The following is a 24,771-nucleotide window of genomic DNA, read 5'->3' on the forward strand; positions in this document are numbered from 1 at the left end:
ACTTCAAGATACTGAATTTCAGTATCTTGAGCAATATCTAATCAGTATTTTTTACTTCAAATAATTACACCCAACGGGTTAATTACAACTAATTAAGAGCTGAAATTTATATAATAAACAATTTAATAGAGTGCAATTTAGATTGAATTCTAAAAACATCAAAGACTTTAAGTGAGTTTTTATTAATTTTAGAATTGAAAATTATTTCAAATCGCAAGATAATTAGTTGTTTTTTATATCTTTAAGATTTAGAATGTTAGTTTTACTATTGAATTTAAGTTTAAAATCTCTTTTTAAAATCAGTATTAAAATGTAACTTTTCTAACCTATGCACAGTACTATTCTAAATTATAATTTTTAAAAAAAATGTTGTTTTTCAAAAGCCTTCAAAAACACCAAGTCCAAATAAGGCAAAATCATATTTTACAGGATCGATTGGGTCAAGAAATCGAAGGTTTTTATCTAATTCGGCAAGTGCTTTTCCGTCATTTTGTTTTCGATTTAACAATCCTAATTTTCGGGCAACATTGCCAGAATGAACATCTAAAGGGCAGGAAAGTAGGGCAGGCGAAATAGATTTCCAAATGCCTAAGTCGACTCCTTTATTGTCTTGTCGAACCATCCAGCGCAAAAACATATTGATGCGTTTTGCTGCTGAATTATTTAGAGGGTCGGAAATGTGTTTTTGGGTACGGTTTTGATGTGGGACTTCAAAAAATAGTTTTTTAAATTCATGTATGCTTTTTTGTAAACTGTTATTTTCCTGATGGCTTGAAAATACATTTTCTAGACCATAATGATTTGAATAAATATGTTGTAATCCTTTTATAAATGTAAAAAAGTCATCACCATTAAAAGTACGATGCGCAAAATGTTCCAATCGTTCTAGATCATTTTCGTTGTGTGACATCACAAAATCATAAGGTGCATTCCCCATTAGATTAATCATTTTATGAGCATTTTTTATAATCATTTTGCGATTGCCCCAAGAAATGGTTGCACTCAAAAAACCTGCAATCTCAATGTCTTCTTTTTGAGTAAATAGATGCGGAATTTGTACAGGATCACTTTCAATAAAATTAGTATTATTGTATAAAATTACTTTTTCATCTAGGAATGATTTTAATTCTTTACTATTCATTTGGATTTACTTTTTTAGTGTAAAATCCATCTTTCAAATGATGGGTTCGCATTTGTGGTTTAATGTTGTAATGTTTTTCGAAAAAATCAATTTGTGTCTTATTTACACATGGTAAATCGCCATCTCCACTTCCCCAAAAAAAATCATTCTCTACAGGAGAATTAAAGATTAAATTGCCTGTTTTTATTTTTTCATATGGCGTGTTGAATTTTGTGTTTTTATAAGGGTAGATACTATTATTAAAAGAAAAAGTACTCATTTCTAACATAAAATTGTTATTGGAAAAACGATTTAAATTTATCGGGATAAATACAATAATCAACATTGGAATTAAAGAAATCAATAAAAAAAGAGTAATAATTTTTCTTCTATTTATAAAACAAGCTAAGCAAAATAGTGAGAAGAACAACACAAAATTCATAAAAAAACGATACTGTGGAGATGTAGCGAAAAGAATACAAAGTTGAATTGTCATCACAGTATATAGCATCCAAAGGGCTTTCTTATTTAGGAATTTATAGATAAGTAACGGACAAATTACTATTAAAAAAATGCTTATTTTATTAAACAAACCATTCAATTTAGGCAATGACAACCATCTTATAAATAAATCAAATGTAGACATTGCGTTGAACTGTTCATCACTCAGAAAATAGCCATAATAATTTTTTAGTTGTTTATAATATAGCGTTTCAACAGTATCTGAAATAGTATAATCTAATGCAAATAAAGGAGGTAATTTAGAAGGAAAAATTAGCGACCCACTAATAATAATATTCTTCGTAAAGAAAAGCAATAAAATAAGTATTGAAAATACAATTGAAAAAATAAGTTTTTTAGAAATGAACTTAAAATTTCTGAACAATAATAGTATTGGAATTAGAACAAAAGTCAGAGTAGTATTTTTAATATACAGTAAAAACAGAATTAAGATTACCAACAAATTAAATGTTTCGATAGTAGTTTTTTTATAATTTTCTAGAAAGTAAAAGCTAATTATGAATGAAAAAATGTATACCGCTATATCTGGTGATGGCGCACTTATAAATTGAAAAAAATATATATTAGCTAACGGAAGTAGCCCAACAATTAAGTAGGTTTTGTTTCTAGATTCGTAATAATCATTTAGCTTTTGAATGGCAAAAATATTACCTAACAACAAACAAAAGCCACTTAAATCATTCAAATTTTTGAATAAAAATGAAAAATTAAATGCACTTTGCGTAATATGCCAACCGCTTTGTTGTCCTAAGAACAAATGTAAATTTACCAGTCCTTTTACAAATCCGTATTCGTTTAACCATTTGATAGTTTGTATGTAATAAGATTCATTATCAATTACATAAGGTATCGAAGCGCATTGTGCAATTATTAAAAAAAAACTTGTAATTAAAAAAAGCTTTAAAAACTTACCGAGTTGTTTTAATTCATTAAAAAATGTCTTGTAAATAGAAAGAATTAATGCTCTATATTTTATGAATACAAAGCAATTTATTATGAATATAAAAAAGTAAAATTCAACATTTATTCTTCCAAAAATTGCCCAAATACTTGCTAAAATAGTTACTGAAAACAGCCCTAAAATAGAAGTAATTACAAAATTTTTATTTTTTAAACCAGCTATTTTATCAAAACCAAAACCCAAATTGATTGAGGTAAACATAATGTATATCCATGATAAAATAATTAGTAGCATTTGGTTTACCTATTTGAAATCATTCCATCAACCATTATCAGTTTTCTGTCGGCCATGTTTGCTAATTCTTCATTATGAGTTACAATAACAAAGGTTTGATCAAACTCATCCCGTAATTTAAAAAACAATTGATGTAAATTTTCTGCTGATGCAGTGTCTAAATTACCTGATGGTTCGTCTGCAAAAATAACTGAGGGTTTGTTAATTAATGCTCTTGCAACAGCCACACGCTGCTGTTCACCACCTGACAGTTCATTAGGTTTGTGATGTATTCTATCAGACAAACCTAAATACGATAATATTTTTTTGGCTTCAGGTTCGGTTTCAGAACTACTTTTCCCGGCAATATAAGCGGGAATACAAACGTTTTCTAGTGCCGTAAATTCAGGTAAAAGTTGATGAAATTGAAAAATAAATCCTAAGTTTAAATTTCTAAACCTTGATAAGGTTTTGTCATTCATGTTTAGGATGTTTTCATTATTAATAAATAGTTCTATTCCATCAACTAATGAAGGCTGGTCTAGTGTTCCTAAAATATGTAATAAAGTTGTTTTACCAGCTCCTGATGCTCCTACAATTGAAACTATTTCTCCTTTTTTAATATTTAAATCTACTCCTTTTAGAACATGCAATTGATCGTAATACTTATGTATATTTTTTGCTTGTATCATTTGTAAATATGGTTTACACAAAGAAACAAAGTTTTTTATTAAATAGCATAAGCAATATCTATTTATATGCGCCTATTCGGTATATAAGTATTGCTTCATAATAATCTTTAAAAAAAATGTTAGCAAAACGTATCATTGTGTTTAATTTTATTGTAAATTTGTTAAACAAAATTAAAGTTTGTATTTATAATGACAAGTACTATTAATTTATTAAATAATAATCGACCAACTCAAGAATCGGCCATTTTTGCAGGAGGTTGCTTTTGGTGTACCGAGGCTGTTTTTTTAGAACTTGAAGGTGTTTTGAAAGTTGAGCCAGGATATATTGGAGGACAAACTTCAAATCCAACATACAACGAAATTTGCAAAGGAACAACAGGTCATGCCGAAGCGATTAAAATAACTTTTGATTCACAAATAATAAGTTTTGGAGAATTGTTAGAAGTATTTTTCGCTACTCATGATCCAACAACCTTAAATCGTCAGGGAAATGATATTGGTACTCAATACAGAAGTGAAGTTTTTTACACCAATGAAAATCAAAAAGCACTTGCACATAAGTATATTGAATTATTAAACAACAAATTCACTTTTGGAAAACCTATAGTTACTATGGTTAGTGAGGCTTCTCACTTCTATAATGCCGAAGATTATCACCACAATTATTACAATCAAAACAAATCACAAGGCTATTGCAGTTATGTAATTACGCCTAAAATAGATAAATTAAGAAACAAGTTTCAATCTAAACTGAAAAATAAAAATGAGCATACTAACAGATAAAGAGTTATTCGAAATTTTAGGAGATCAACACCATATGACATCTGCAGAAACACCAATGCGACCAGATGCATTCTTAAAATCAGATGTCCAAAAAATGACTACTATTGAAAAACATTTTCATGCAATAATGCAAGAATTAGGTCTCGATATGACTGACGATAGTCTTCAAGGTACCCCACATCGTGTCGCTAAAATGTTTGTTCAAGAGATCTTTAGTGGATTGAATCCTAAAAACAAACCAAAAATTTCAGTTTTTGATAACAGCTATCACTATGATAAGATGTTAGTTGAAGCAAATATTAATTTTAATTCAACTTGCGAACACCATTTTTTACCAATAGTAGGTAAAGCTCATATTGGATATGTTTCTAGTGGTAAAGTAATAGGATTGTCTAAGTTAAACCGAATTGTCGATTACTATTCAAGAAGACCTCAGGTTCAAGAGCGATTGATTATGCAAATTTTCAATGATTTAAAATCAGTTTTAGAAACCGATAATGTAATTGTTGTTATGGAAGCTAAGCATCTTTGCGTTTCTAGTAGAGGTATTAAAGATGAGTCTAGTTATACTTCTACTATTCAGTATGGAGGAATTTTTGATGAGAAAGAAAACAGAAATGATTTCTTTAACATGATTAAAGCCGAAAAATAATTGGCATTAGTTTTGTGTATTCTATTGAAAACTATTATAATAGATGTCACAAGAAATGCAAACTCAAAATAAGATCAACACTAAAAATCGTGATTTAATTCTAGGATTGTTTTTTGATTTTATCGGAATGCTTTCTTTTTCTATACCATTGATTGGAGAATTTTCAGATGTAATTTGGGCTCCTATAGCTGGGTTTTTAATGACTTATTTGTATAAAGGAAAAGTGGGTAAAATTGCTGGAATTCTAACTTTCTTAGAAGAAATTATACCGTTTACAGATTTTATTCCTTCGTTTACATTGACGTGGATTTATAAGTATCTTATAAGAAGAGACGAGATTTAAATTATTCTTGATTTCCATTTTCCTTAGGAAGCAAGAATCCAAGTTTCATTCCTCGTAACATTTTTTTTTCGAAAGCCCAAAAAAAATTAAATTGACCAAACATAGCACCAATAAGTACAAGTAATATTTGATAAATAGGAAAAATCATTAAAAGTCTTATTGGTGTAAACCAATAACCCAAATCCTCACCAGTAATTCCTAACCAAAGACAAAATGGTTCAGACAACCAAGCCGATGCAGATCCTGTTATTGCAAAAACAATAAAAATAATTATCAATTGAAAATTAGATTCAATTCCCCAACGTTTTTTTAATCCTTGCATATTGTATTAATTCCTTACAAATATAAAACTTTATTTATTTTAAAACCTTCTCAAGTTTTGTTTGTATTGATTTTCAAAATACAAAAAGTAATTATAAAGTAAATAGTTTACTTCGTAACCGTATTTAATATTGGGTTGATAATCAATTCTCATTTCATATAAACTTGGGTCGTATCTTAAAGGTTCTAAAACACGATTATTCCATTCGGTAACATACATGCAATTTCTATTTTCTAAAAAGGAGATGGAGTAGAATCCTCTTGGCTGGGCTCTTCCGTTCAGCCATGTTGTATAACCAATGTCTATAATTGTAATTTCATATTCTAAGGAGTCATTAGCAATTCTAATGGTATCATTTGCTGATAGTTTCACTTTTTCATCGGCTTTAATATTGCTTTTTTTCGATGAACAACTAAAAATAAATATGCCTATTAATATAATGAGGTATTGCTTTTTCATTTCTATTTATTTCCTATAAAGTTATAAAATATAACATTGTAAAGATGTTTATGGATTTATTTTATTTAAAAGATAATACGATTAATATTGAATGAGTAATTTGTTTCTGTATTTTTGCAAACAAACATTTAAAATAATTAACTGTTTTATATATTAAAATATTATTTAATTTTTAGAGGTTTAGTAATTATTGATTTTTTTAGGTTAACTATGATATATGTTTGATTATCATGAAAATAATTTTAAATAAAGATTTTCAAAAAAAAACCATTGTATATTTAATGTTTTTTTTTATACATTTTACTTTTCTAGGTCAATCAAAAACTGACTCTACGAAAGTTTGTCCAATAAAATCGCTTCCAGAAATTTTTAAGAAAAAAGATTCAGTTTTGGTTTTAAAACCAATGAAAAACAGTTTTTTTTTAATTATACCAATCATTGGAGTTCAACCAGCCAATGGATTTATTTACGGAACAGTTGCTCAATATACATTTAAGGGAAAAAGTATAATTGACAAATTTTCTTCGGTTAATATTGGAGCAACATATACTACAAAAAATCAATTGTTAGTGAATTTAAAAAACAATCTTATTCTTAATGATAATAAAATATATTTAAGTGGCGACTGGAGATATTTTATTTTCTCGCAAGGAAATTTTGGTTTAGGTACAGATATTATTCCTAATAATAGGAAAGATACAGATTTTCAGTTTGAATCGATTGAAGAACCTATGAAATATAATTATTTTAAGTTTCACCAAACAGTTTCTTTTCAAGTAATTAAGAATCTGTATCTTGGATCAGGTTTGCATGTTGATGGATACACTAATATTGTTGATCAAAAATTAGATGTCGCCAACAATCAATTTACTAATCATTATAACTATAGTAAGAGATATGGCTTTACTGATGCTGAATATTATGTAAATGGGCTTAGTATGAATATGGTTTTTGATTCAAGGGACAATCAAGTAAATACCAATTCTGGATGGTTTGCTAATATAAATTATAGAATTAATCCACAAGTAGGAAGAAACCAACAGGCAAGTCAAGTTCTCTATTCTGAATACCGTTATTTTCTACCTTTAAGTAAAACAAACTTTCAACATGTATTGGCTTTTTGGACCTACGGACAATTTTTAATTAATGGGAATGTACCATACTTAAATTTACCTTCAATTGGTTGGGATCAGCGAAGTAGAGGTGGCAAAGGATATGTTCAAGGACTTTTTAGGGGTTTTAATTTGGTATATTTTGAAACCGAATATAGGTTTCCAATTAGTTGTAATAAACTACTTAGTGGCACACTTTTTTCAAATTTTACAACAGCTAGTAATAAAGAAAATAATATAAAGTTGTTTCAATACATTCAGCCAGCAATTGGTTTAGGGTTGCGAATATTAATTGACAAACCTACACGAACCAATATTATTGCAAATTATGGATGGGGCAGAAATTCCGAAGCGTTTTATTTAAATGCAGGAGAGACTTTCTAGATTTAAACTCTATTCTGTATTTACAGAAAACCACGCTAAAATTTTAAGTAGCGTGGTTTTATTTTATTATTAATTAAATCAAGATTTTTTTAAAAACAATAACTATTTTCTGCAACAAGTTTTTTAGTAATCGTTTCTCTTAAGCCTACAATATTTGGCATATTGGTATATTTTGTAAATCGACGTAAACCCATTAACATCATCCGTTGTTCGTCGCCTTCAGCAAATGATATAATACTTTCTTTTCCTTTTTGGGTAACTACATCAACAGCTTTATACAGATACAATTTTGCCATTGCTATTTGTTCTTGTACTTTATCTTCACCTTGTTTTTTAGCTAATTTTTCAGTTCTAAGAACGGTACTTTCTGCCATATAGATTTCAATTAATATATCGGCGGCAGCCATTAATAATTGTTGATGTCCATCTAAATCAGGACCGTATTTTTGTACAGCACCACCAGCAACCATTAAGAACGCTTTTTTTAGTTTTCCAATTAGTTCTTTTTCTTCTGAAAAAAGCACTGAATAATCAGGTGTGTCAAAAGATGGAATTCCCATTAATTCCTCTTGTACTTTAGAAGCAGGACCTAATAAATCAACATGGCCTTTCATGGCTTTTTTGATTAACATTCCTACCGATAACATTCTGTTTATTTCATTTGTTCCTTCATAAATACGTGCAATACGTGCATCTCTCCATGCACTTTCCATTGGTGTATCTTCTGAAAATCCCATCCCACCATAAATCTGAATGCCTTCATCGGCACAATTTTGAACGTCTTCTGAAACAGCTACTTTCAAAATCGAACATTCGATAGCAAATTCTTCAACACCTTTCAATTCCGCTTCTTGATGTGATGTTCCTTCGGCTTCACGCAATTTGATTCGGGTTTCGATATCTTTGGCGGCTCTATAAGTGGCACTTTCTCCTGCATAAGCAGAAGTTGCCATTTCGGCTAATTTGTAACGTATTGCTCCAAATTGAGAAATAGGTGTGTTAAATTGAATTCTTTCGTTAGCATAATTCACAGCATTAGAGGTTACTCTTCTTTGTGCATCCAAACAAGCAGCTGCTAATTTAATTCGTCCAACATTAAGCGCGTTCATCGCTATTTTAAATCCGTTTCCTCTTTCAGAAAGCATATTTTCAACTGGTACTTTAGTTTCTGCAAAGAAAACCTGACGTGTAGAAGAAGCGCGAATTCCCAGTTTATGTTCTTCTTCATTCATTGTTATTCCGTTACTTGGGTCATTTTCTATAATGAAACCAGTAATATTTTTGTCATCACCAATTCGGGCAAAAACAATGAAAAGCGAACAAAACCCTGCATTGGATATCCACATTTTTTGTCCAGTGATAGAATAGGTTTTTCCATCGTCTGATAGAACAGCTTTTGTTTTTCCTGAATTAGCATCAGATCCAGCACCTGGCTCGGTTAAGCAATAAGCTCCAAACCATTCACCAGAAGCCAATTTTGGTACGTATTTTTGTTTTTGTTCTTCGGTTCCATATAAAGTAATTGGCATAGTTCCAATTCCAGTATGCGCACCAAAAGCAGTTGAAAATGAGCCAGTAGCTCCTGAAATATAATCGCAAACCAAGCACGTATCTACAAATCCCATTCCCATTCCACCATAGGCTTCAGGCACGGAAACACTTAAAAAGCCCATTTCGCCAGCTTTACGCATAGTTTCTTCTGTAAAGGCATAGTCTTTTTTTTCATAACGGTCTTTGTAGGGCCAAATTTCTTTATCTACGAATTCTTTAACCGAATCACGCATCATGATTTGTTCTTCAGAAAAATCTTCGGGTGTGAATACATTTTCACATTTGGTTTCTTTTACCAGGAATTGTCCTCCTCTTGTTATATCTTCCATTATAATGTTGTTTTAATTTATAATAATTCATATACTCCGGCACTTCCTTGTCCGGTTCCCACACACATACTCACAACTCCATATTTATCACCACGGCGTTTCATCTCGTCAAATAATTGTACCGATAATTTAGCTCCAGTACATCCTAACGGATGACCCAATGCAATCGCTCCACCATTCACATTAATAATTTCAGGATTTAAATTCAATTCACGAGTTACTGCCAATGCTTGCGATGCAAAGGCTTCATTCAATTCTATTAATCCAATATCGTTTAATGTTAATCCAGCTTGCTTTAGCGCTTTTGGTATTGCTTTTACAGGTCCAATTCCCATAATTCTTGGTTCAACACCTGCCGATGCAAAATTCACTAATCGAGCAATAGGAGTGAGGTTTAATTCTTTTACTAATTCTTCACTCATAATTAATACGAATGCTGCTCCATCACTCATTTGTGACGAATTGCCTGCTGTAACACTTCCATCGGAGGCAAAAACGGGTTTTAAGTTTCCTAATGCAGCAGTATTAGTGTCGGCTCTTGGTCCTTCATCTTTTGTTACGGTATACGATTTGGTTTCTTTTTTCCCATTTTCATTGATGAATGTTTGTTCAACATTAATAGGAACTATTTGTTTATCGAATTTACCTTCAGCTTGCGCTTTTAATGCTTTTTGATGCGAATTGAATGCAAAAGCATCTTGATCTTCACGAGAAATATTGAATTGTTTAGCAACGGCTTCGGCTGTTAAACCCATTCCCCAATAGTAATCTTCGTTTCCTGCTTTTGCAACAGCGTAATCAGGTGTTGGTTTGTAACCCCCCATTGGAATAAAACTCATGCTTTCTGCTCCACCAGCTATAATACAATCGGCCATTCCAGATTGGATTTTTGCCGTTGCTATTCCGATAGTTTCTAATCCAGAAGCACAATAGCGGTTGACTGTAACACCTGGAACATCGGTCACTTTTAATCCCATAAGGGAAATTAAGCGTCCCACATTTAAACCTTGTTCGGCCTCCGGCATGGCGTTTCCAACCATAACGTCGTCAATACGTTTTTTATCAAAATCAGGTAATTCGTTCATCATGAACTGAATGGTCTCGGCTGCTAATTCATCCGGACGTTTAAATCGAAACAGACCTTTTGGAGCTTTTCCAACTGCTGTACGATATGCTTTTACTATATAGGCTGTTTTCATATTTTTAAGTATTAAGACTGGAGAATTAAGTATTAAGATATTAACCTTTTGTATTTATCCTTTCCAATCTTTATTTTATTTTGTTTTTAATGTTTTTTGAAATGAGAAATTCATATTTGAAACTTCTACTAGTTGGTTAATTATTGGTTGTATTATTTCTTCTTTGATAAGTTTTAATCTTTTAGCTAAAATTAATTGAGTTATCAATTCAAAAGTTGACCCATTTGCTATTCCTAAAAATTGAACAAATTCTTTATTATGATTTCGTCCTGAACCCTCCGCTATATTTGAAGGAATTGAAACAGCACATTTCTTAATCTGATGAATTAAATTAAATTTTTCATCATTAGGCAATAGCAGAGAAATTTCATAGACTTCGACAGCTATGTCCATTGCCTTCTGCCAAATTTTTAGTTTTTCAAAGTTGTGCATATTCTTTTAAGTCTTAATACTTAATACTCTGGTCTTGATACTAATCGGTCTTAAAATTAATTTCTCAATGGTTTTCCCTTAGTTAACATAAACTGAATTCGCTCCAATGTTTTTCTTTCAGTACAAAGCGATAAAAACGCTTCACGCTCGATATCTAATAAGTATTGTTCGGATACTAAAGTTGGTTCGGATAAATCGCCACCAGCCATGACATAAGCCAGTTTGTTAGCAATTTTTAAGTCGTGTTCGGATATGTATTTTCCAGCTACCATTTGATTGGTTCCGACTAGAAACATTCCCAATGCTTGTTTACCCAGTACTTTTACATCTTTACGTTGAATAGGTTGAGTATAGCCTTGTTCTGCCATTTGTAAAGCGATTTGTTTTGCTACTGCAATTTGTCGGTCTTTGTTAACCACCACAATGTCTTTTCCTTTTTGTAAAACGCCTGTATCAAATGCTTCATAAGCAGATGTGGATACTTTTGCCATTGCAACGGCTAAGAAATATTCTTGCAAAACATTCAATTCTACATCGTTTTTATGAAATAAATCAGAAGCTCTTAGAGCCATTTCTTTAGATCCACCACCACCAGGAATTACACCCACTCCAAATTCTACCAATCCGATATAGCTTTCGGCTGCGGCCACAACTCTGTCGGCATGCATCGTCATTTCGCAACCGCCACCCAATGTCATTCCGTGGGGTGCCACAATCACCGGAGTAGCCGAGTAGCGCAAGCGCATCATTGTATCTTGAAAATATTTAATAGCCATATTCAACTCTTCGTATTCTTGTTCGACTGCCATCATAAAAATCATTCCGATATTGGCTCCGACAGTAAAATTAGCAGCTTGATTTCCTATAACCAATCCGTTGTATTCTTTTTCGGCTAAATCGATTCCTTTATTGATGGCAGCTAAAACATCGCCACCAATGGTATTCATTTTGCTTTGGAATTCTAAATTCAAAATGCCATCGCCAATATCGGTAATTACTGCACCGCTATTGCTCCATACTTTTTTGCTTTCGCGGATATTGTTTAAAATGATAAAACTATCTTGTCCTGGTACTTTGTTTTGTGATTTTGTTGGAATAGTATAAAAATAAGTCGCACCATCTTTAATGGAATAAAAACTGGAACTTCCTGATGCTAACATGTCTGTAACCCAAGCAGCTGGTTGATATCCTTCGGCTTGCATTAAGGCAATTCCTTTTTCAACACCAATAGCATCCCAAATTTCAAACGGACCATTTTCCCAGCCGAAACCTGCTTTCATAGCATCGTCAATTTTATAGAATTCGTCGGTTATTTCAGGAACTCTATTGGAAACATAGGCAAACATTGACGAGAATGATTTTCTATAAAATTCGCCTGCTTTGTCTTTTCCTTTTACCAAAACTCTAAATCGATTAATTGGTTTGTCGATAGTTTTAGTTAATTCTAAAGTAGCAAACGAAGCTTTTTTAGCCGCTCTGTATTCTAATGTATCTAAATCTAAAGAAAGTATTTCTTTGCCTTCTTTTTTGTAAAAACCTTGTCCAGTTTTGCTTCCCAACCATTTGTTTTCCATCATTTTGTTGATGAAATCTGGCAATTTGAATAGTTCGTGTGCTTCGTCGTTTGGGCAATTGTCATAAATTCCGTTAGCTACGTGCACTAAAGTATCCAAACCAACAACATCAACAGTTCTAAACGTTGCCGATTTTGGTCGGCCAATAACTGGACCAGTTAATTTATCCACTTCTTCAATAGTTAATCCCATATCTTTTACCAAATGAAACAAACTTTGAATTCCGAAAATTCCAATACGATTTCCAATAAAAGCGGGAGTATCCTTTGCAATTACTGAAGTTTTTCCTAAATATTTTGATCCAAAATCAAATAAGAAATCCAATACTTCAGGAGATGTTTTTGGTCCAGGAATGATTTCAAATAATTTTAAATAACGTGCTGGATTGAAGAAATGGGTTCCGCAAAAATGTGCCTGAAAATCGTGACTTCTACCTTCACTCATAAAATGAATAGGAATACCCGAAGTATTTGAAGTTACTAATGTGCCTGGTTTACGGAATTTGTCTATTTGTTCAAAAACTAATTTTTTAATATCCAATCGTTCTACAACTACTTCAATTATCCAATCGTAATTAGCAATTTTAACCATATCGTCACTAGTATTTCCGGTTGTAATTCTGCTTGCGAATTTTTGGCTGTAAATTGGCGAAGGGTTTGATTTTAAAGCATTGGTTAAATGTTCATTCACTATTCGATTTCTAACAACTTTACTTTCTAAAGTAAGTCCTTTCTTTTCTTCAACTTCCGTTAACACATTTGGAATAATGTCTAAAAGCAACACTTCTAAACCAATGTTAGCAAAATGACAAGCAATCCCTGAACCCATAATTCCTGATCCGACGACTGCCACTTTTTTAATTATTCTTTTCATCATTATTGTTTTCGTTTGAATTAAAAATATTTTTAAATTGTATTAGTTCATTTATGGTTTCTGAGACTTCAATAAAATGTTTTAATTTTTCCTCATTAACATTTAATCGTATTGTTTCATTGAATTTGAGTACAGTGTTTTTTGAAAGCTCTCTTTTTTGCTTACCATGTTCGGTAAGATATATTAAAACACCTCTACCATCTGCTGGATTTGGTTTTCTATATATAAGTCCTTTTTCTTCCATAGATTTTAAAGTTCGGGTTAGGCTCGTAGCTTCCATACCCATTTTAGGTCCTAATGTAGTGGATGGGGTACCTCCTTCCTTATCAATACTTAAAAGCGCAAATCCCGTAGCCATCGTTGCTCCATACTTTGCAGCTTCTTCGTTGTATAGTCTTGCTACTGCCTGCCAAGTAGACCGAAGAATATAATCTATTGTTTTATCTTTCATAATTTTACTATATCGATTTCAAATATAGTAAAAAATACTATGCATGCATAATAAATATAAATTATTATTTTGTTAAATATTTATAGCTTTCAAAAGGGGAAAAAAAACTCCTCAATTTATTGAGGAGTTTTAAAAGTAAAAAAAATGACTATTTTAATTTTCCATTTACAATAGCAATAGTACCACCTACTATAGCTGATAATGCAATAGATATCGCAATATCAAGTCCCATGTTTTGATAATTAGGATTTGCTTGCATAGCATTCATGAAGAAATTATTATGAAACCCTAAAAATAATCCGAGGACGGCTCCAGCTCTTATTCCAGAAATCATATTAGATATTCCCGCCCATTTGTTAAATATGTATGACACCAAAAATCCAAAAGTCATACATCCTAAAAATATAAAGAGCATATTCAAATTCTCATTTGCTGGGAATTGATCTTTAAAAAGGATTCCGTAAAACAACCATCCTAATAAAAAGTCAACAAATCCTCCAACAATACCTGAAACTAAAAAATTTTTTACATTCATAATTTTTACATTTAATTGGTTAATGTAATAAAAGTATCAAAAAATATTCCTTAGTTAGACATTTGTTAAAATTATTAAACATTTTTATTTTAAATTGATAATAATGAGAATTGTATAATTTTAATTCAAAAAATAAAATGGTTTTATCTTTCAGTATAATAGTGTTAGAACTATAAAAATTATATTATCAAGGAAAAGTTTCGCTTTTTTTTATAATTAAACAACATCATAAATTTTATTATACAAATTGATGTATTTTTCCATTACGACTTTACGTTTTAATTTCATAGTAGGAGTGAGGTGTCCTGCAGGAATGGTCCATAAATCGGGAGTTAATTCGAATCGTTTTATTTTTTCCCAATTTCCAAATTTTTCGTTGATAACATCAACTTCTTGTTGGATACGTTTAATTACCTCTTGATTTTGTATTATTTCTTCATTAGAATTTCCAACACTAATATTGTGAAGTTTTGCCCATTCTTTTATAAAATCAAAACTTGGTTGAATAAACGCTGCTGGCATTTTTTGCCCATCTCCAATTACCATGATTTGTTCTATAAAACGAGATTGTTTCATCGCATTTTCAAGCAATTGAGGCGCAATATATTTACCACCACTTGTTTTGAACATTTCTTTTTTTCTATCTGTAATTTTGAGAAAATTATCGCTGTCTACTTCACCTATGTCACCTGTATGAAAATAACCATCAACTATGGCTTCCTTAGTAAGCTTTTCGTCCTTATAGTAACCCATCATAACATTAGGTCCTTTGCACAGAATTTCACCATCAGGAGCTATTTTAATTTCAACATTTTTTATAATTCGTCCAGCAGTACCAATTTTAAATCCTTTATTTCTTTGATCATTTACTGAAATTACGGGTGAAGTTTCAGACAAACCATAACCTTCCATAACAGGAATCTCTGCCGCAGCAAAAATTCTAGCCAATCGGGGCTGTAAAGCAGCACTTCCGTTAACAATCAAGTTTAATCTTCCTCCAAGTCCAGCTTTCCATTTACTAAAAATTAATTTCCGAGCTAGTTTCAGTTGTAAATTATACCAAAATCCGTTACCTCCATTTGGTTCGTATCGCAAACCTATTTCAACAGCCCAAAAGAATAATTTTCTCTTAATTCCTGTAAGTTCAGATCCTTTTGCAATTATTTTATCATAAACTTTTTCAATTAATCGAGGTACGCCTGTCATTACTGTAGGCTGAACTTCTTTTATATTATCAGAAATTTTTTCAATGGATTCTCCAAAATAAATAGAGCAGCCCATAAATTGATATATATAGGTAACCATTCTTTCATAAATATGACAAATAGGTAAAAAACTTAATGCACGACTTTCTCCAGCTGCAAAAGGAATTCTATCTGAAGAATCTAAAACATTAGAAACAATATTGTTATGAGATAGCATCACTCCTTTAGGTTTTCCTGTAGTTCCAGAGGTGTAAATTATTGTAGCTAAATCTTCAGGATTAACGTTGCTTTTTCTAGCTTCAACTTCATTTTGATTAGAGGAATCTTTGCCTAAAACTAGTAATTCATTCCAGTTTTTACAACCCTCAATTTCATTAAAAGAATACACTTCTTTTAGTTTAGGAACATTTTGTTTTATTGCATTAAGCTTAGTTAAAACTTCAATATCAGACACAAAACAATAGATGGATTCTGAATGATTTAAAATATATTCATAATCATATTCAGAAATTGTTGGATATATTGGCACATTTTGAGCACCTGTTTGTAGAATTCCAACATCCATAATGTGCCATTCCGTTCGATTGTTAGTCGAAATAATAGCAATTTTATCATTTTTTTGAATCCCCATTCTCAACAAAGCTCGTGAAATGGAATTGGCTTTATCAACATATTCTTGTGTAGATGTTTTTATCCAATTTCCATTTTGTTTTGTTACTAAAGCATCAGGAAGGTTGTAAAGAGCTAATTGATGGTATGCAAAATCGAATAATCTGGTTATTGTATTCATGTTTTTTCAAAAATTTGTATTGCAAATTAATTAATAATTATTTCTTGCACAATTTTTCTTCGTTATTATAAATAATTTAAAGAAATATTTAACTTTACACAAATAATCTTTAATAATATATTAATAAAAACCAAGAAATTTAATATAACCATTGAACTCAAATTATAAAATACTAAATCTTTAAAAATGAAAATAAATAAAAAAATAATTTGGTTTTTTGTTGTTGCAATAATATTGTTTTTTGTTGGGAAAGAAGTTTATGTTATGAATATTAATCACAATTTTGAGACTATAACTGAAGGGAAAGTATATAAATCTGGAGTTATTCCTCCAGATGAAATTGAGAGTTATGTAAAAAAGTATAACATAAAATCTATAGTCGATTTAAGAATGCCAGGTACTAATGATTTAATTTTAAATCCAGAAGCTCCCGGAGAGCTAGCTGCTGAGAAAGCTGCTGTAGCAAAAATTGAAGGTCTAAATTACTATAGTAACCCTTCCGATCAAGTTCCAACCAATAAAAATATTGAAATTTTTACAAAAATTATGGATGACAAAGCTAATTATCCGGTACTAATACATTGTTATCATGGAACTGGTAGAGCCGAAATGTATTCGGCAATTTATAGAATTGAATATGAAAATTTCACCAATGATGAAGCGAGAAAAGGAGTTAGAACACTTATAAAATGGAGTTCTTTTGATGACGGAAAACCCAAAGGAGAATATTTGAAAGCCTACAAATCGAGAAAGGAATTGGCTGCGCAAAACAAATAATTGGATTTAAAGTAAAAAAACTCAATCAAGAAAAATGAGTTTTTTCATGAATATTATTTTTCAGCTGTTTCAGAATAGTCTTTCATTCGCTCTCCTTGTATATACATTTTTAAAGTATTAAAGTGAATGGAAAAAGGCACTTTTTTCCAACCTTCAAAAGCATCATTTTCTGTGCTTGAAGTATATTGATACCAAAGGGAATAGGCAGCACTATCATATCCTTTTATATAAATTGGAACTCCATTTTCGTCACATTCTATTCCCCAAACCATTTCTCTTTTAGGCTGTTCGTGTAATTGATAAATTCCCATACCATTAGCATTCAATTCTACAATAGGTTCTGCACCTTCAAAGTAATAAGTCCCTGTAATCGGGTAGTCAATATTTGGAGTTATATAATGTATTCCATCACTAGTTTCTATTGAAGTGAATGAGTTTTGAGCGAAAATTTTTGTTGCAAAAAGAAGTAATGCAATTACTATTGTGTTTTTTAATTTCATAATCTACAAGATTTTAATTCAAATATATAAATTTTGAATAGTACGAAATACAATTTTCTTTAATTAAATTGTTAAATTTAATATTAAAGTAAAGATTATTTTCATTATCGTTTTTTAATCCAAACCTTGCCTTCAAAGAAGCTTCATGCCAATTAGAAATTAGTAGAAAAGATAGTAAAGACATTTTATAGAAACACAAAAACCATCATTTTTGCTGAACTTATTGCTTGAGCAATTAGAAAAGGTTGGGTATAAGTAAACATATAGTACTTGACAATAAAAAAGGTTCAACTTGTAATAGCTGAACCCTTTTTTAGAATTAATGAAATTATGTTTTACTCTTTTACAAATTTACTTGTAAACTTTACTTTTCCTGAAAACGCCTCTATAAGATAGATTCCTTTTGACAAATCTTGAACATTGATTTGTTTCGCATTTTCATAACATTTTAAAACGGTTTTGCCTATAATGTCACTAATAATAACTTTGTCAATTTTGTTATTAGCAATATTTTGAATGTTTAGGAAATCCTTAGTTGGGTTGGGATATACCTTTATTTTTTCAATGGTTATTTCAGGCTGTTTTGTGCTTAGTGTTATTGAACTATTATAATTATAAGTTGTTCGACTATTATTAGAATAAGTACTCGTGTTGGCATCATAATTAAATTCATTTTCTACTAGCACTTTATTTACAAACGGAAAATCTTCAAATAGATAATCAAATCCTGTTTTATCTTTAAACGGATTTGCAAAACTAGACATTAGGCTAGACGTGTCGAATGTATATTCTTTTTTGAATTGGTTATTGAATTGGTTGTTGTTTGCGTCACTATAGGTGTAATACTCTGTCTCTTTGGCTTTATTCCCCGATGTGTCCCATTCATATTCGCTTTTATTTCCATTTGGAACCCATAAGCTATTGAAATCATCCCATTTTGCTGATTTTTGATTTATAATTTTGTTATTGGCATTGTAGGTATATAGTGTTTTAGTATCATTTACCCATTGTGTTCCATCCCAAATTTCCTGCAAATCGCTAATTACTCTATTATTGGAGTTATAGGTTAATGTTGTACGTGATTTATCAGTTACCCACTGCAATCCTTCCCAGGTAAATCCTATAGCAGTTTCAGGCAAATTAGAACTATTATAAGTAATAACAGTTTTATAAGTATTTACCCAACTTGAATTGAGCCACTCTTGACTTACTATTTCTGTAATTTTCCCATTAGTATAGGTATATGTTTGTTTATAAGAATTTTCAAGTGTGCTCGTTAGTATATTCCAATTTTGATTTAATTCTTGAGTAACTTTGTTACCAGCATTATAAGTAAAGGTAGTTTTACCACTGTTTTCCCAAGTGCTATTACTATTATTCCAATTCATCCTGTATTCTCCCACTAAGTTGTTATTGTTATCATATTCATAATTGGATCCACTGCTTTTTTCCCAAGTAGTGACAGAATAATACTCATCAATACTTGATAATAGTTTGTTTTGACCGTGTGCTGTAATCGCAACCACAAAAAGTAACAATAGTGTAATTTTTTTCATATTCTCTATTTATTAATTTACCTACTCTGATTTAGGATTTTCGGTTTGCTCCTTTAAAAATAACATAAATACAGTTTTAATTTTGGATAGGGCTATGTTTCCGATAGTTTCTGTTAATAATGATTTCGCGTTATCAGTCTATAATTCTAAACCTTGATCTTGATACCTATGAATAAACCCAAATCTATAGATCGGAAAACCAAAAAATTCGTAAGGTAACTTTTAACTAACAAGTTTGTACACTTATTAGTTGATCAAAGCTTTGATATTTAGCATATTACCAAACAAAAACCTGTTTAAGGAAACTAATTAACAAATTTAAAACTATTTTTTCGGTTTTCAAAATATTGATTAATTTTATGAAGTAAAACCGCCTGAAAAGGTAGATTAAAACACAGGATTATTAATAATTGGCATTTAAACTCGATTTAAATAATTTCAAAAGTCTGTTGCCCTCTCAGAGATATTGAACCATTTAAGGTTTTTTCAGTTTCAAAAGTTAATTGCTCTATAGTATAGCTTATTTTCCCAACAGAATCAGGTGTGTTTTTTCCTGTTGTAGTAATTGCATTTGTGCATTTCCTGTAGTTATGTAAAAAAGCATTACTAAGTATTGTAAATGTTTTTGTTTTCATAATTGTTTGTTGTTTGGATTTCAAATGGGCTATTTATCTAAAATTATTTTCTTAACAGTAGTCCCGTCATTATTTTTAAAATTCAAAAAATAGATACCATTATCAAGAGTGTTCAAATCTAGTCTTGATTTTTTCTCATTGATTTTTTTAGTAAGTACTTTTTGCCCAGCTACGTTATAAATAGATAATTCTGCTTCTTTTAAATCGGTTAATTCAAGGTTAATTATACCTTTTGATGGGTTAGGATAAACTGTTATTCCTAGATCGTTTTTATAATTTTCATTTATTCTTAATGTAACGTCAAACTTCCAAAGTTCTTCTCCAAACCCTCCGTTTATGGAACTAAAAAAGAGTGTTGAGTTATTAACAATAGCATATGCTGGATTTTCAAAAACACCATTCACATTTTTTAACCCGTAATTTAGGTTCAAATTTGGGTGTGGTATTGTACCTGTGCTAGAACCATCTGTTTTCCAAGTATTCGTTTTGTCAACACCATTTGAGGCATGAAATAAAAGAGAGCCTTTAAACTCCAAAAATGAATTTGGTTGTCCACCCCCAATTCCTGCAAAAATATCTTTTACCATTACGGTTCCATTTGTTGTTCCATCACTTTTCCATAGTTCGTTGCCTTCATTAGTTGTGTTTGCTGAAAAATATACGTTACCCTTATAGCTCGTTATTTCTCTAGGAAATGAGCCTGAAGAAATACCATTAATATTTTTTACCATAATGGTTCCAGCACTGGTTCCGTTACTTTTCCATAATTCAATGCCATTTACCCCATCATCTGCATTAAAAAATAATTCGCCGTTACAACTTGCCATATATGTTGTACCTCCTCCCTCACTGATGCGTATGTTTTTTACAAAAACGGTTCCCTCGTTAGTTCCATCGCTTTTCCATAATTCAGAATACGTTGGAGCAGCATATTTATATACAGCAACAAAATATAACGTATTATCTACCTGTGTAAAAAAATTCGATGACCCCCAGGGTCTCGTTGTTGTATTGCAGATATCTTTTATCATAAAAGTTCCTGCGCTTGTTCCATCACTCCTCCATAGTTCTCTGCCTTTGCCATCATCAGCTGTAAAAAAAAGAGTCCCATTTATATTCATTAAATTTTGGGGATAAGAGCCACTTGTTGGATTAATGTTTTTAACCATTAGAGTTCCTTCAGTAGTACCATCGCTTTTCCATAATTCAGATGCTCCGTCTGTAGTGCCGTTACTAGCTGCAAAAAATAATGTCCCATTAACGTTTGTTAACCAGAATGGCTTAGACCCTCCATAACTTCCTGTTGCTGAGCTTATTTTCTTTACAATAAAAGTGCCCTGAGTAGTTCCATCGCTTCGCCAAAGTTCATTTTCATCATTAGTAGTATAGGCTGCAAAAAACAAAATACCATTTAAGTTTGTTAAAAATGTTGGACCAGAAGAATTTGTTCCTGAAGCAATATCTTTTACCATTACGGTACCTGCGGAAGTTCCATCACTTTTCCATAGTTCGTAACCTTCGTCGTCTGTAAATGCTGAAAAATATAATACACCTTTAATATCCGTTAAATTATTTGGATAGGAACTTTCTCCACCAATTTTGATGTCTTTTACAATTTCTTGACCTATTGCAAAACAGCCAAATAAATTTAATGCAATGGCTAATAAAGTTGTTTTTGTTTTCATAGTTATAATTTACTCGTTCTAATTATAAAAGCATAAGTACCCGATACGGGGATGATAACATCAGTTGCTTGGGGCAAAAAGGTATTCATTTCGTAAGTGCATTTAATTTTAAAAACGGCAAATTGAGGTTCACTTTTAATGTATTTTATTTCGGTTACTTGATTGTATTCCGTTGTAGAAAAACCAGCTTTGCTAATCAGTTTTTTTGATAAATCATCAAGAGAACTCTCGTTTAAAGGTAATTTTTGAGAAAGTTGAAAAGGTTCTTCGTTATAACCATATTCCATAATTTTATATTTTTTATATGTTCGAGGTCGTACCATTTCAGAACTATCTTTTGGGTATGTAAGTAAAAATGCTTCTTTAGTAGAGGCAGAGTATGCAGAAACACTCGATGTGGTATCATTAACAAAGCTAGGGTAAAGATTTAAAAGTGAGCAATCGATCTTGCGTTCCCAATCGGGTGTTTTGAAGGCAAAGTGCAAATCTAGATTGGCCGAATTTGAACTATCGGAATCATTATTTTCATTGGTTGAACAAGAAATTAATACTATTAAAATAAGAATTAGATACATGCTTAGAGTTGTAATGGTTTTCATTTTGTTTTTTTAATAAAAAAAGTGTTTTATTATCATAATGATAATCTTTCAAATAACTTTATATTTTCATTACAAAACAATACCCACTAATGGGTATATTTAGTCCTTAAATTTTGTTTATGAATTCTTAGTTAAACAATACTTTTTCTTGTATTTAGTTTACACATTAATTGGTAGTATTACTATTTTAGCATAATTTTTTTACTGTGTGAGCAATTTTTGATGAAATATCATCACACAAACTATAACGTCTGCGGTAAAGTGCCCGTTTTTCAGTTTGAATTTCTTCATAACTTCTGCGGTTTGGCAGGATAGGTAATTCAAACCACCCATCCTTAGTCAGTTTGCCTCCAGACTCTATCCATAATGAATTGTAATCAAATTTAATTCCATGATTCCATGGTAGATGAATAGTATACTTACCACGAGATATATGAAGATTGTTATTTACACCATAAATAGCTCTAAAGCCAAGATTTCTAACAAATTCTTGAACAATAAAAACAATGAATGATTTGGGACGAAAGCCGTGTAATTGTTTCTGTACCATTTTTGAAATGTTTTTATCATTAACTCTATGGCCTTGTATACTACCAATCCAGCAAACCCAAAGGCCTTCTTTCTTTTCTTCAAATGAAAAAGTTGCCGATACAATCACTTCGTCAATCTGTTTGCATTTAAAAGATAATACCAATTCTCCTTCTTTACTTTGCTCACAATTCAAATTCAAATGCCCTTCAAGTGTTTCATTGAGATTGAAACTTGCTATTTCTATTCCTTCTCTATTGGTAATTACGTTTTTAAAATACTCACTTTTGCTTGAGATAAACCTATGATTATCAAGGATGACTTTTGCTTTTTGTTTTTTCGTCCATTTATTTGATATGTATCTTCTGAACGGTTTTGTGGCAAGCAACTTTCTATCTGTAGCAACTTCAGTATAACATGGTTTTTTAAGATTTGATAACCAGACTGAAGCAAATTGCGAATTAAATAAAAATCTGAAAAAGTATTTTATTTGCTGTTTTCTGCGTTTTTTTGTACTTTCATCACTATACACTTGTTTTGCAAGTTGCCATCCATTAATTGCTACTGAAATAAATGAAATTTTAGCTACCCAATTATTCAATAAATATTTTTTGTTTATTAATCGTTTGTAGGTATTAAAAGAGTACATACAAATGAGATTTATACTTATACTTTGAATAAATAACTATTGCTTAATAAGTTTTATATCTAGACAACCACAAGAATCTAATTTCCCATAATATGGTGATGATGGTGCGTAACCAGTTAAACTGCAACCTATAAAGCTATAAGTAATGGTACAATCAGAATTGTATGTAAATGTTCCTGCCACTTCTGAGCCATCATTAAATCTTATTATAGTCCGCCCTCCTTCATATAATGTCAGAATGGGCGTTGCATAATATGCTGGAGTACCGTCTGGGTTAGGGTAGCAGGTGTTATACAAATCAATGCTCCAAGTTCCTAGTATTGTATTGAGGTCGCAGGAAATTTTTATCACAACACTCGAAGATAACGAACACCCATTACCATCAGTAACAGTAACGCTGTAAGTACCCGATTTAAAGAAAGACGCATTATCTCCAACTTGTCCATCACTCCATTTAAAGCTGTAATTTCCATCTCCTCCAATACCTTTTGCTGTAACAGTAGCTACATCATTAAATAAAATAGGGTCGCTAATTGTCATTGCAAGTGTACTTGTATTGCAATCGAAAGGTTCTTTAACAGTATCATCAATTACCTTTTGTTCGTCTTGATTGATAGGATCTTCTTCTAATGGTACTTTGATTGGTTCCGGATTTTTATCGACCAGGCTGTTGATGTAGTCTGACAATTCCTTTCTTGATTGTTTAGTATTTTCCCAATTCTTAATTGCGTTCTCTTTTTTTTCATCATAAGATTCTTTAATTGAATCCCATACTCCAGATAAACCAAGTGTTTGAGTCCATTTATAAAAGCTTTCAATTGCCGTATCAATAAGGGTTTCACCTCCGTCATCATTTGTGTTGGATGAATTATACCTTCCTGCAGGAATTGGCAATGTAGTGTAAAAGTATGTAGTTTTTATTTTGTTTTTTGTTCCTAAGAATTCAAATTGATGAACAGAAACGGTGTTGTTTTTAATAACATACAGCAAGCCTCCCAATTCGGGCTTGTCTAATTCATAAACACGTATAGAGTCTAAAGTTTTATTAATTCTTGTAATTGTTTTTACCCCAGTTGTTTTGCTAACAAATAAATTTGCGTTAACGGTTAAGTCTGTTTCAGTACCTGTCCCAAAAAACGAACTCGTTCCTGTTGCACTTACTGTTCGTAGCAGTAAATCATTTTCGTAAACTGATTCTGAGTTATAATAACCCGTAAAATTAGATGATTCTTCCTCTTCCTTAACACAAGAGTTGGAAAATAAAGCAGTAATAACTGCAAATAATAAAATGGATAGTTTTTTCATGTTTTTTTGTGGCTGTTATTTTTTAATAAATTTTT

The 24,771-nt window shown here is 31.1% G+C and carries 24 protein-coding genes; 5 read left to right on the forward strand and 19 right to left on the reverse strand.

Features of this window, described 5'->3' with window-relative positions:
* Positions 1-376: 376 nt before the first annotated feature.
* Genes ACFQ0S_RS12180 through ACFQ0S_RS12190 form a run of 3 tightly spaced genes read right to left on the reverse strand, consistent with a single transcriptional unit; the run spans position 377 to position 3,508 of the window.
* A complete protein-coding gene (locus ACFQ0S_RS12180) occupies positions 377-1,141 on the reverse strand; it encodes a TIGR02757 family protein (RefSeq protein ID WP_379757929.1) in 765 nt (254 codons plus the stop codon).
* Positions 1,134-2,837 (reverse strand): LIC_10190 family membrane protein, encoded by a 1,704-nt coding sequence (locus ACFQ0S_RS12185; protein ID WP_379757932.1) that lies wholly within the window; start codon positions 2,835-2,837, stop codon positions 1,134-1,136. The genes ACFQ0S_RS12180 and ACFQ0S_RS12185 overlap by 8 nt, the downstream gene beginning before the upstream one ends.
* A gap of 5 nt (positions 2,838-2,842) precedes the next feature.
* Positions 2,843-3,508 carry an ABC transporter ATP-binding protein gene (locus ACFQ0S_RS12190; protein ID WP_379757935.1) on the reverse strand — a complete coding sequence of 222 codons (666 nt, stop codon included), beginning with the start codon at positions 3,506-3,508 and terminating at the stop codon, positions 2,843-2,845.
* 189 nt (positions 3,509-3,697) lie between these two features.
* Here ACFQ0S_RS12190 and msrA point away from each other — a divergent pair, with 189 nt between their 5' ends.
* The 3 genes from msrA to ACFQ0S_RS12205 are packed head-to-tail and all read left to right on the forward strand — an operon-like array spanning position 3,698 to position 5,286.
* On the forward strand, positions 3,698-4,291 hold the full coding sequence (msrA, locus tag ACFQ0S_RS12195; RefSeq protein ID WP_379757938.1) for a peptide-methionine (S)-S-oxide reductase MsrA: 594 nt from the start codon (positions 3,698-3,700) through the stop codon (positions 4,289-4,291).
* On the forward strand, positions 4,272-4,943 hold the full coding sequence (gene folE, locus ACFQ0S_RS12200; RefSeq protein WP_379757941.1) for a GTP cyclohydrolase I FolE: 672 nt from the start codon (positions 4,272-4,274) through the stop codon (positions 4,941-4,943). Before msrA ends, folE begins: the two co-directional genes overlap by 20 nt.
* A 43-nt stretch (positions 4,944-4,986) precedes the next feature.
* The gene (locus ACFQ0S_RS12205; RefSeq protein ID WP_379757943.1) at positions 4,987-5,286 is read left to right on the forward strand and encodes a hypothetical protein; all 300 of its coding nucleotides are present in this window, start codon (positions 4,987-4,989) and stop codon (positions 5,284-5,286) included.
* A gap of 1 nt (position 5,287) precedes the next feature.
* Here the strand turns inward: ACFQ0S_RS12205 and ACFQ0S_RS12210 are convergent, their stop codons facing one another.
* Together ACFQ0S_RS12210 and ACFQ0S_RS12215 are read right to left on the reverse strand one after the other, a co-directional pair.
* Positions 5,288-5,608: a DUF6787 family protein gene (locus ACFQ0S_RS12210; protein ID WP_379757946.1), complete on the reverse strand. Its 321-nt coding sequence runs from the start codon at positions 5,606-5,608 to the stop codon at positions 5,288-5,290.
* A 39-nt stretch (positions 5,609-5,647) separates the two neighbouring features.
* The gene (locus tag ACFQ0S_RS12215; RefSeq protein WP_379757949.1) at positions 5,648-6,067 is read right to left on the reverse strand and encodes a DUF6146 family protein; all 420 of its coding nucleotides are present in this window, start codon (positions 6,065-6,067) and stop codon (positions 5,648-5,650) included.
* Between the two features lie 404 nt (positions 6,068-6,471).
* Here ACFQ0S_RS12215 and ACFQ0S_RS12220 point away from each other — a divergent pair, with 404 nt between their 5' ends.
* Positions 6,472-7,563, forward strand: a complete 1,092-nt coding sequence (locus tag ACFQ0S_RS12220; RefSeq protein ID WP_379819108.1) for a BamA/TamA family outer membrane protein — start codon at positions 6,472-6,474, stop codon at positions 7,561-7,563.
* Positions 7,564-7,652: 89 nt separating this feature from the next.
* On the opposite strand, the gene ACFQ0S_RS12225 is transcribed toward ACFQ0S_RS12220, so the two are convergent.
* From ACFQ0S_RS12225 to ACFQ0S_RS12255, 7 genes are all read right to left on the reverse strand, one after another.
* Complete coding sequence (locus ACFQ0S_RS12225; RefSeq protein ID WP_379757955.1) at positions 7,653-9,443, reverse strand: acyl-CoA dehydrogenase family protein; 1,791 nt, start codon at positions 9,441-9,443, stop codon at positions 7,653-7,655.
* Between the two features lie 17 nt (positions 9,444-9,460).
* Positions 9,461-10,642: an acetyl-CoA C-acyltransferase gene (locus tag ACFQ0S_RS12230; protein WP_379757958.1), complete on the reverse strand. Its 1,182-nt coding sequence runs from the start codon at positions 10,640-10,642 to the stop codon at positions 9,461-9,463.
* 75 nt (positions 10,643-10,717) lie between these two features.
* Positions 10,718-11,035 carry a four helix bundle protein gene (locus tag ACFQ0S_RS12235; RefSeq protein ID WP_379757961.1) on the reverse strand — a complete coding sequence of 106 codons (318 nt, stop codon included), beginning with the start codon at positions 11,033-11,035 and terminating at the stop codon, positions 10,718-10,720.
* 95 nt (positions 11,036-11,130) lie between these two features.
* Positions 11,131-13,521, reverse strand: coding sequence for a 3-hydroxyacyl-CoA dehydrogenase/enoyl-CoA hydratase family protein (locus tag ACFQ0S_RS12240; protein WP_379757964.1), 2,391 nt, complete (start codon positions 13,519-13,521; stop codon positions 11,131-11,133).
* Positions 13,505-13,972 (reverse strand): MarR family winged helix-turn-helix transcriptional regulator, encoded by a 468-nt coding sequence (locus ACFQ0S_RS12245; RefSeq protein ID WP_379757967.1) that lies wholly within the window; start codon positions 13,970-13,972, stop codon positions 13,505-13,507. The genes ACFQ0S_RS12240 and ACFQ0S_RS12245 overlap by 17 nt, the downstream gene beginning before the upstream one ends.
* Positions 13,973-14,120: 148 nt before the next feature.
* A complete protein-coding gene (locus ACFQ0S_RS12250; protein ID WP_379757970.1) occupies positions 14,121-14,507 on the reverse strand; it encodes a hypothetical protein in 387 nt (128 codons plus the stop codon).
* Between the two features lie 216 nt (positions 14,508-14,723).
* Positions 14,724-16,502 (reverse strand): AMP-dependent synthetase/ligase, encoded by a 1,779-nt coding sequence (locus ACFQ0S_RS12255; RefSeq protein ID WP_379757973.1) that lies wholly within the window; start codon positions 16,500-16,502, stop codon positions 14,724-14,726.
* A gap of 186 nt (positions 16,503-16,688) precedes the next feature.
* Between ACFQ0S_RS12255 and ACFQ0S_RS12260 the strand changes: the two genes are divergently transcribed.
* A complete protein-coding gene (locus ACFQ0S_RS12260) occupies positions 16,689-17,279 on the forward strand; it encodes a dual specificity protein phosphatase family protein (RefSeq protein ID WP_379757975.1) in 591 nt (196 codons plus the stop codon).
* A gap of 53 nt (positions 17,280-17,332) precedes the next feature.
* On the opposite strand, the gene ACFQ0S_RS12265 is transcribed toward ACFQ0S_RS12260, so the two are convergent.
* The 7 genes from ACFQ0S_RS12265 to ACFQ0S_RS12295 all read right to left on the reverse strand — a co-directional run bounded on the left by ACFQ0S_RS12265 (position 17,333) and on the right by ACFQ0S_RS12295 (position 24,736).
* A complete protein-coding gene (locus tag ACFQ0S_RS12265; protein WP_379757978.1) occupies positions 17,333-17,779 on the reverse strand; it encodes a hypothetical protein in 447 nt (148 codons plus the stop codon).
* 335 nt (positions 17,780-18,114) lie between these two features.
* On the reverse strand, positions 18,115-19,335 hold the full coding sequence (locus ACFQ0S_RS12270) for a T9SS type A sorting domain-containing protein (protein WP_379757981.1): 1,221 nt from the start codon (positions 19,333-19,335) through the stop codon (positions 18,115-18,117).
* A gap of 428 nt (positions 19,336-19,763) precedes the next feature.
* Entirely contained in the window at positions 19,764-19,970 is a 207-nt protein-coding gene (locus ACFQ0S_RS12275) for a hypothetical protein (protein ID WP_379757984.1), read from the reverse strand.
* Between the two features lie 29 nt (positions 19,971-19,999).
* Positions 20,000-21,655, reverse strand: coding sequence for an ELWxxDGT repeat protein (locus ACFQ0S_RS12280; protein WP_379757987.1), 1,656 nt, complete (start codon positions 21,653-21,655; stop codon positions 20,000-20,002).
* Positions 21,656-21,657: 2 nt separating this feature from the next.
* A complete protein-coding gene (locus tag ACFQ0S_RS12285; protein ID WP_379757990.1) occupies positions 21,658-22,254 on the reverse strand; it encodes a hypothetical protein in 597 nt (198 codons plus the stop codon).
* A gap of 187 nt (positions 22,255-22,441) precedes the next feature.
* On the reverse strand, positions 22,442-23,431 hold the full coding sequence (locus ACFQ0S_RS12290) for a VirK/YbjX family protein (RefSeq protein ID WP_379757993.1): 990 nt from the start codon (positions 23,429-23,431) through the stop codon (positions 22,442-22,444).
* 36 nt (positions 23,432-23,467) lie between these two features.
* Positions 23,468-24,736, reverse strand: a complete 1,269-nt coding sequence (locus ACFQ0S_RS12295; RefSeq protein WP_379757996.1) for a hypothetical protein — start codon at positions 24,734-24,736, stop codon at positions 23,468-23,470.
* Between the last annotated feature and the right edge of the window lie 35 nt (positions 24,737-24,771).

Source organism: Flavobacterium myungsuense (assembly GCF_042677265.1).
GTDB classification, from domain to species: Bacteria; Bacteroidota; Bacteroidia; order Flavobacteriales; family Flavobacteriaceae; genus Flavobacterium; species Flavobacterium myungsuense.

Excerpts from the sequence above, each read along its gene's own strand:
- ACFQ0S_RS12180 (WP_379757929.1), bottom strand. The coding sequence starts at position 1,141 with ATGAATAGTAAAGAATTAAAATCATTCCTAGATGAAAAAGTAATTTTA.
- ACFQ0S_RS12185 (WP_379757932.1), bottom strand. The coding sequence starts at position 2,837 with ATGCTACTAATTATTTTATCATGGATATACATTATGTTTACCTCAATC.
- ACFQ0S_RS12190 (WP_379757935.1), bottom strand. The coding sequence starts at position 3,508 with ATGATACAAGCAAAAAATATACATAAGTATTACGATCAATTGCATGTT.
- msrA (WP_379757938.1), top strand. The coding sequence starts at position 3,698 with ATGACAAGTACTATTAATTTATTAAATAATAATCGACCAACTCAAGAA.
- folE (WP_379757941.1), top strand. The coding sequence starts at position 4,272 with ATGAGCATACTAACAGATAAAGAGTTATTCGAAATTTTAGGAGATCAA.
- ACFQ0S_RS12205 (WP_379757943.1), top strand. The coding sequence starts at position 4,987 with ATGTCACAAGAAATGCAAACTCAAAATAAGATCAACACTAAAAATCGT.
- ACFQ0S_RS12210 (WP_379757946.1), bottom strand. The coding sequence starts at position 5,608 with ATGCAAGGATTAAAAAAACGTTGGGGAATTGAATCTAATTTTCAATTG.
- ACFQ0S_RS12215 (WP_379757949.1), bottom strand. The coding sequence starts at position 6,067 with ATGAAAAAGCAATACCTCATTATATTAATAGGCATATTTATTTTTAGT.
- ACFQ0S_RS12220 (WP_379819108.1), top strand. The coding sequence starts at position 6,472 with ATGAAAAACAGTTTTTTTTTAATTATACCAATCATTGGAGTTCAACCA.
- ACFQ0S_RS12225 (WP_379757955.1), bottom strand. The coding sequence starts at position 9,443 with ATGGAAGATATAACAAGAGGAGGACAATTCCTGGTAAAAGAAACCAAA.
- ACFQ0S_RS12230 (WP_379757958.1), bottom strand. The coding sequence starts at position 10,642 with ATGAAAACAGCCTATATAGTAAAAGCATATCGTACAGCAGTTGGAAAA.
- ACFQ0S_RS12235 (WP_379757961.1), bottom strand. The coding sequence starts at position 11,035 with ATGGACATAGCTGTCGAAGTCTATGAAATTTCTCTGCTATTGCCTAAT.
- ACFQ0S_RS12240 (WP_379757964.1), bottom strand. The coding sequence starts at position 13,521 with ATGAAAAGAATAATTAAAAAAGTGGCAGTCGTCGGATCAGGAATTATG.
- ACFQ0S_RS12245 (WP_379757967.1), bottom strand. The coding sequence starts at position 13,972 with ATGAAAGATAAAACAATAGATTATATTCTTCGGTCTACTTGGCAGGCA.
- ACFQ0S_RS12250 (WP_379757970.1), bottom strand. The coding sequence starts at position 14,507 with ATGAATGTAAAAAATTTTTTAGTTTCAGGTATTGTTGGAGGATTTGTT.
- ACFQ0S_RS12255 (WP_379757973.1), bottom strand. The coding sequence starts at position 16,502 with ATGAATACAATAACCAGATTATTCGATTTTGCATACCATCAATTAGCT.
- ACFQ0S_RS12260 (WP_379757975.1), top strand. The coding sequence starts at position 16,689 with ATGAAAATAAATAAAAAAATAATTTGGTTTTTTGTTGTTGCAATAATA.
- ACFQ0S_RS12265 (WP_379757978.1), bottom strand. The coding sequence starts at position 17,779 with ATGAAATTAAAAAACACAATAGTAATTGCATTACTTCTTTTTGCAACA.
- ACFQ0S_RS12270 (WP_379757981.1), bottom strand. The coding sequence starts at position 19,335 with ATGAAAAAAATTACACTATTGTTACTTTTTGTGGTTGCGATTACAGCA.
- ACFQ0S_RS12275 (WP_379757984.1), bottom strand. The coding sequence starts at position 19,970 with ATGAAAACAAAAACATTTACAATACTTAGTAATGCTTTTTTACATAAC.
- ACFQ0S_RS12280 (WP_379757987.1), bottom strand. The coding sequence starts at position 21,655 with ATGAAAACAAAAACAACTTTATTAGCCATTGCATTAAATTTATTTGGC.
- ACFQ0S_RS12285 (WP_379757990.1), bottom strand. The coding sequence starts at position 22,254 with ATGAAAACCATTACAACTCTAAGCATGTATCTAATTCTTATTTTAATA.
- ACFQ0S_RS12290 (WP_379757993.1), bottom strand. The coding sequence starts at position 23,431 with ATGTACTCTTTTAATACCTACAAACGATTAATAAACAAAAAATATTTA.
- ACFQ0S_RS12295 (WP_379757996.1), bottom strand. The coding sequence starts at position 24,736 with ATGAAAAAACTATCCATTTTATTATTTGCAGTTATTACTGCTTTATTT.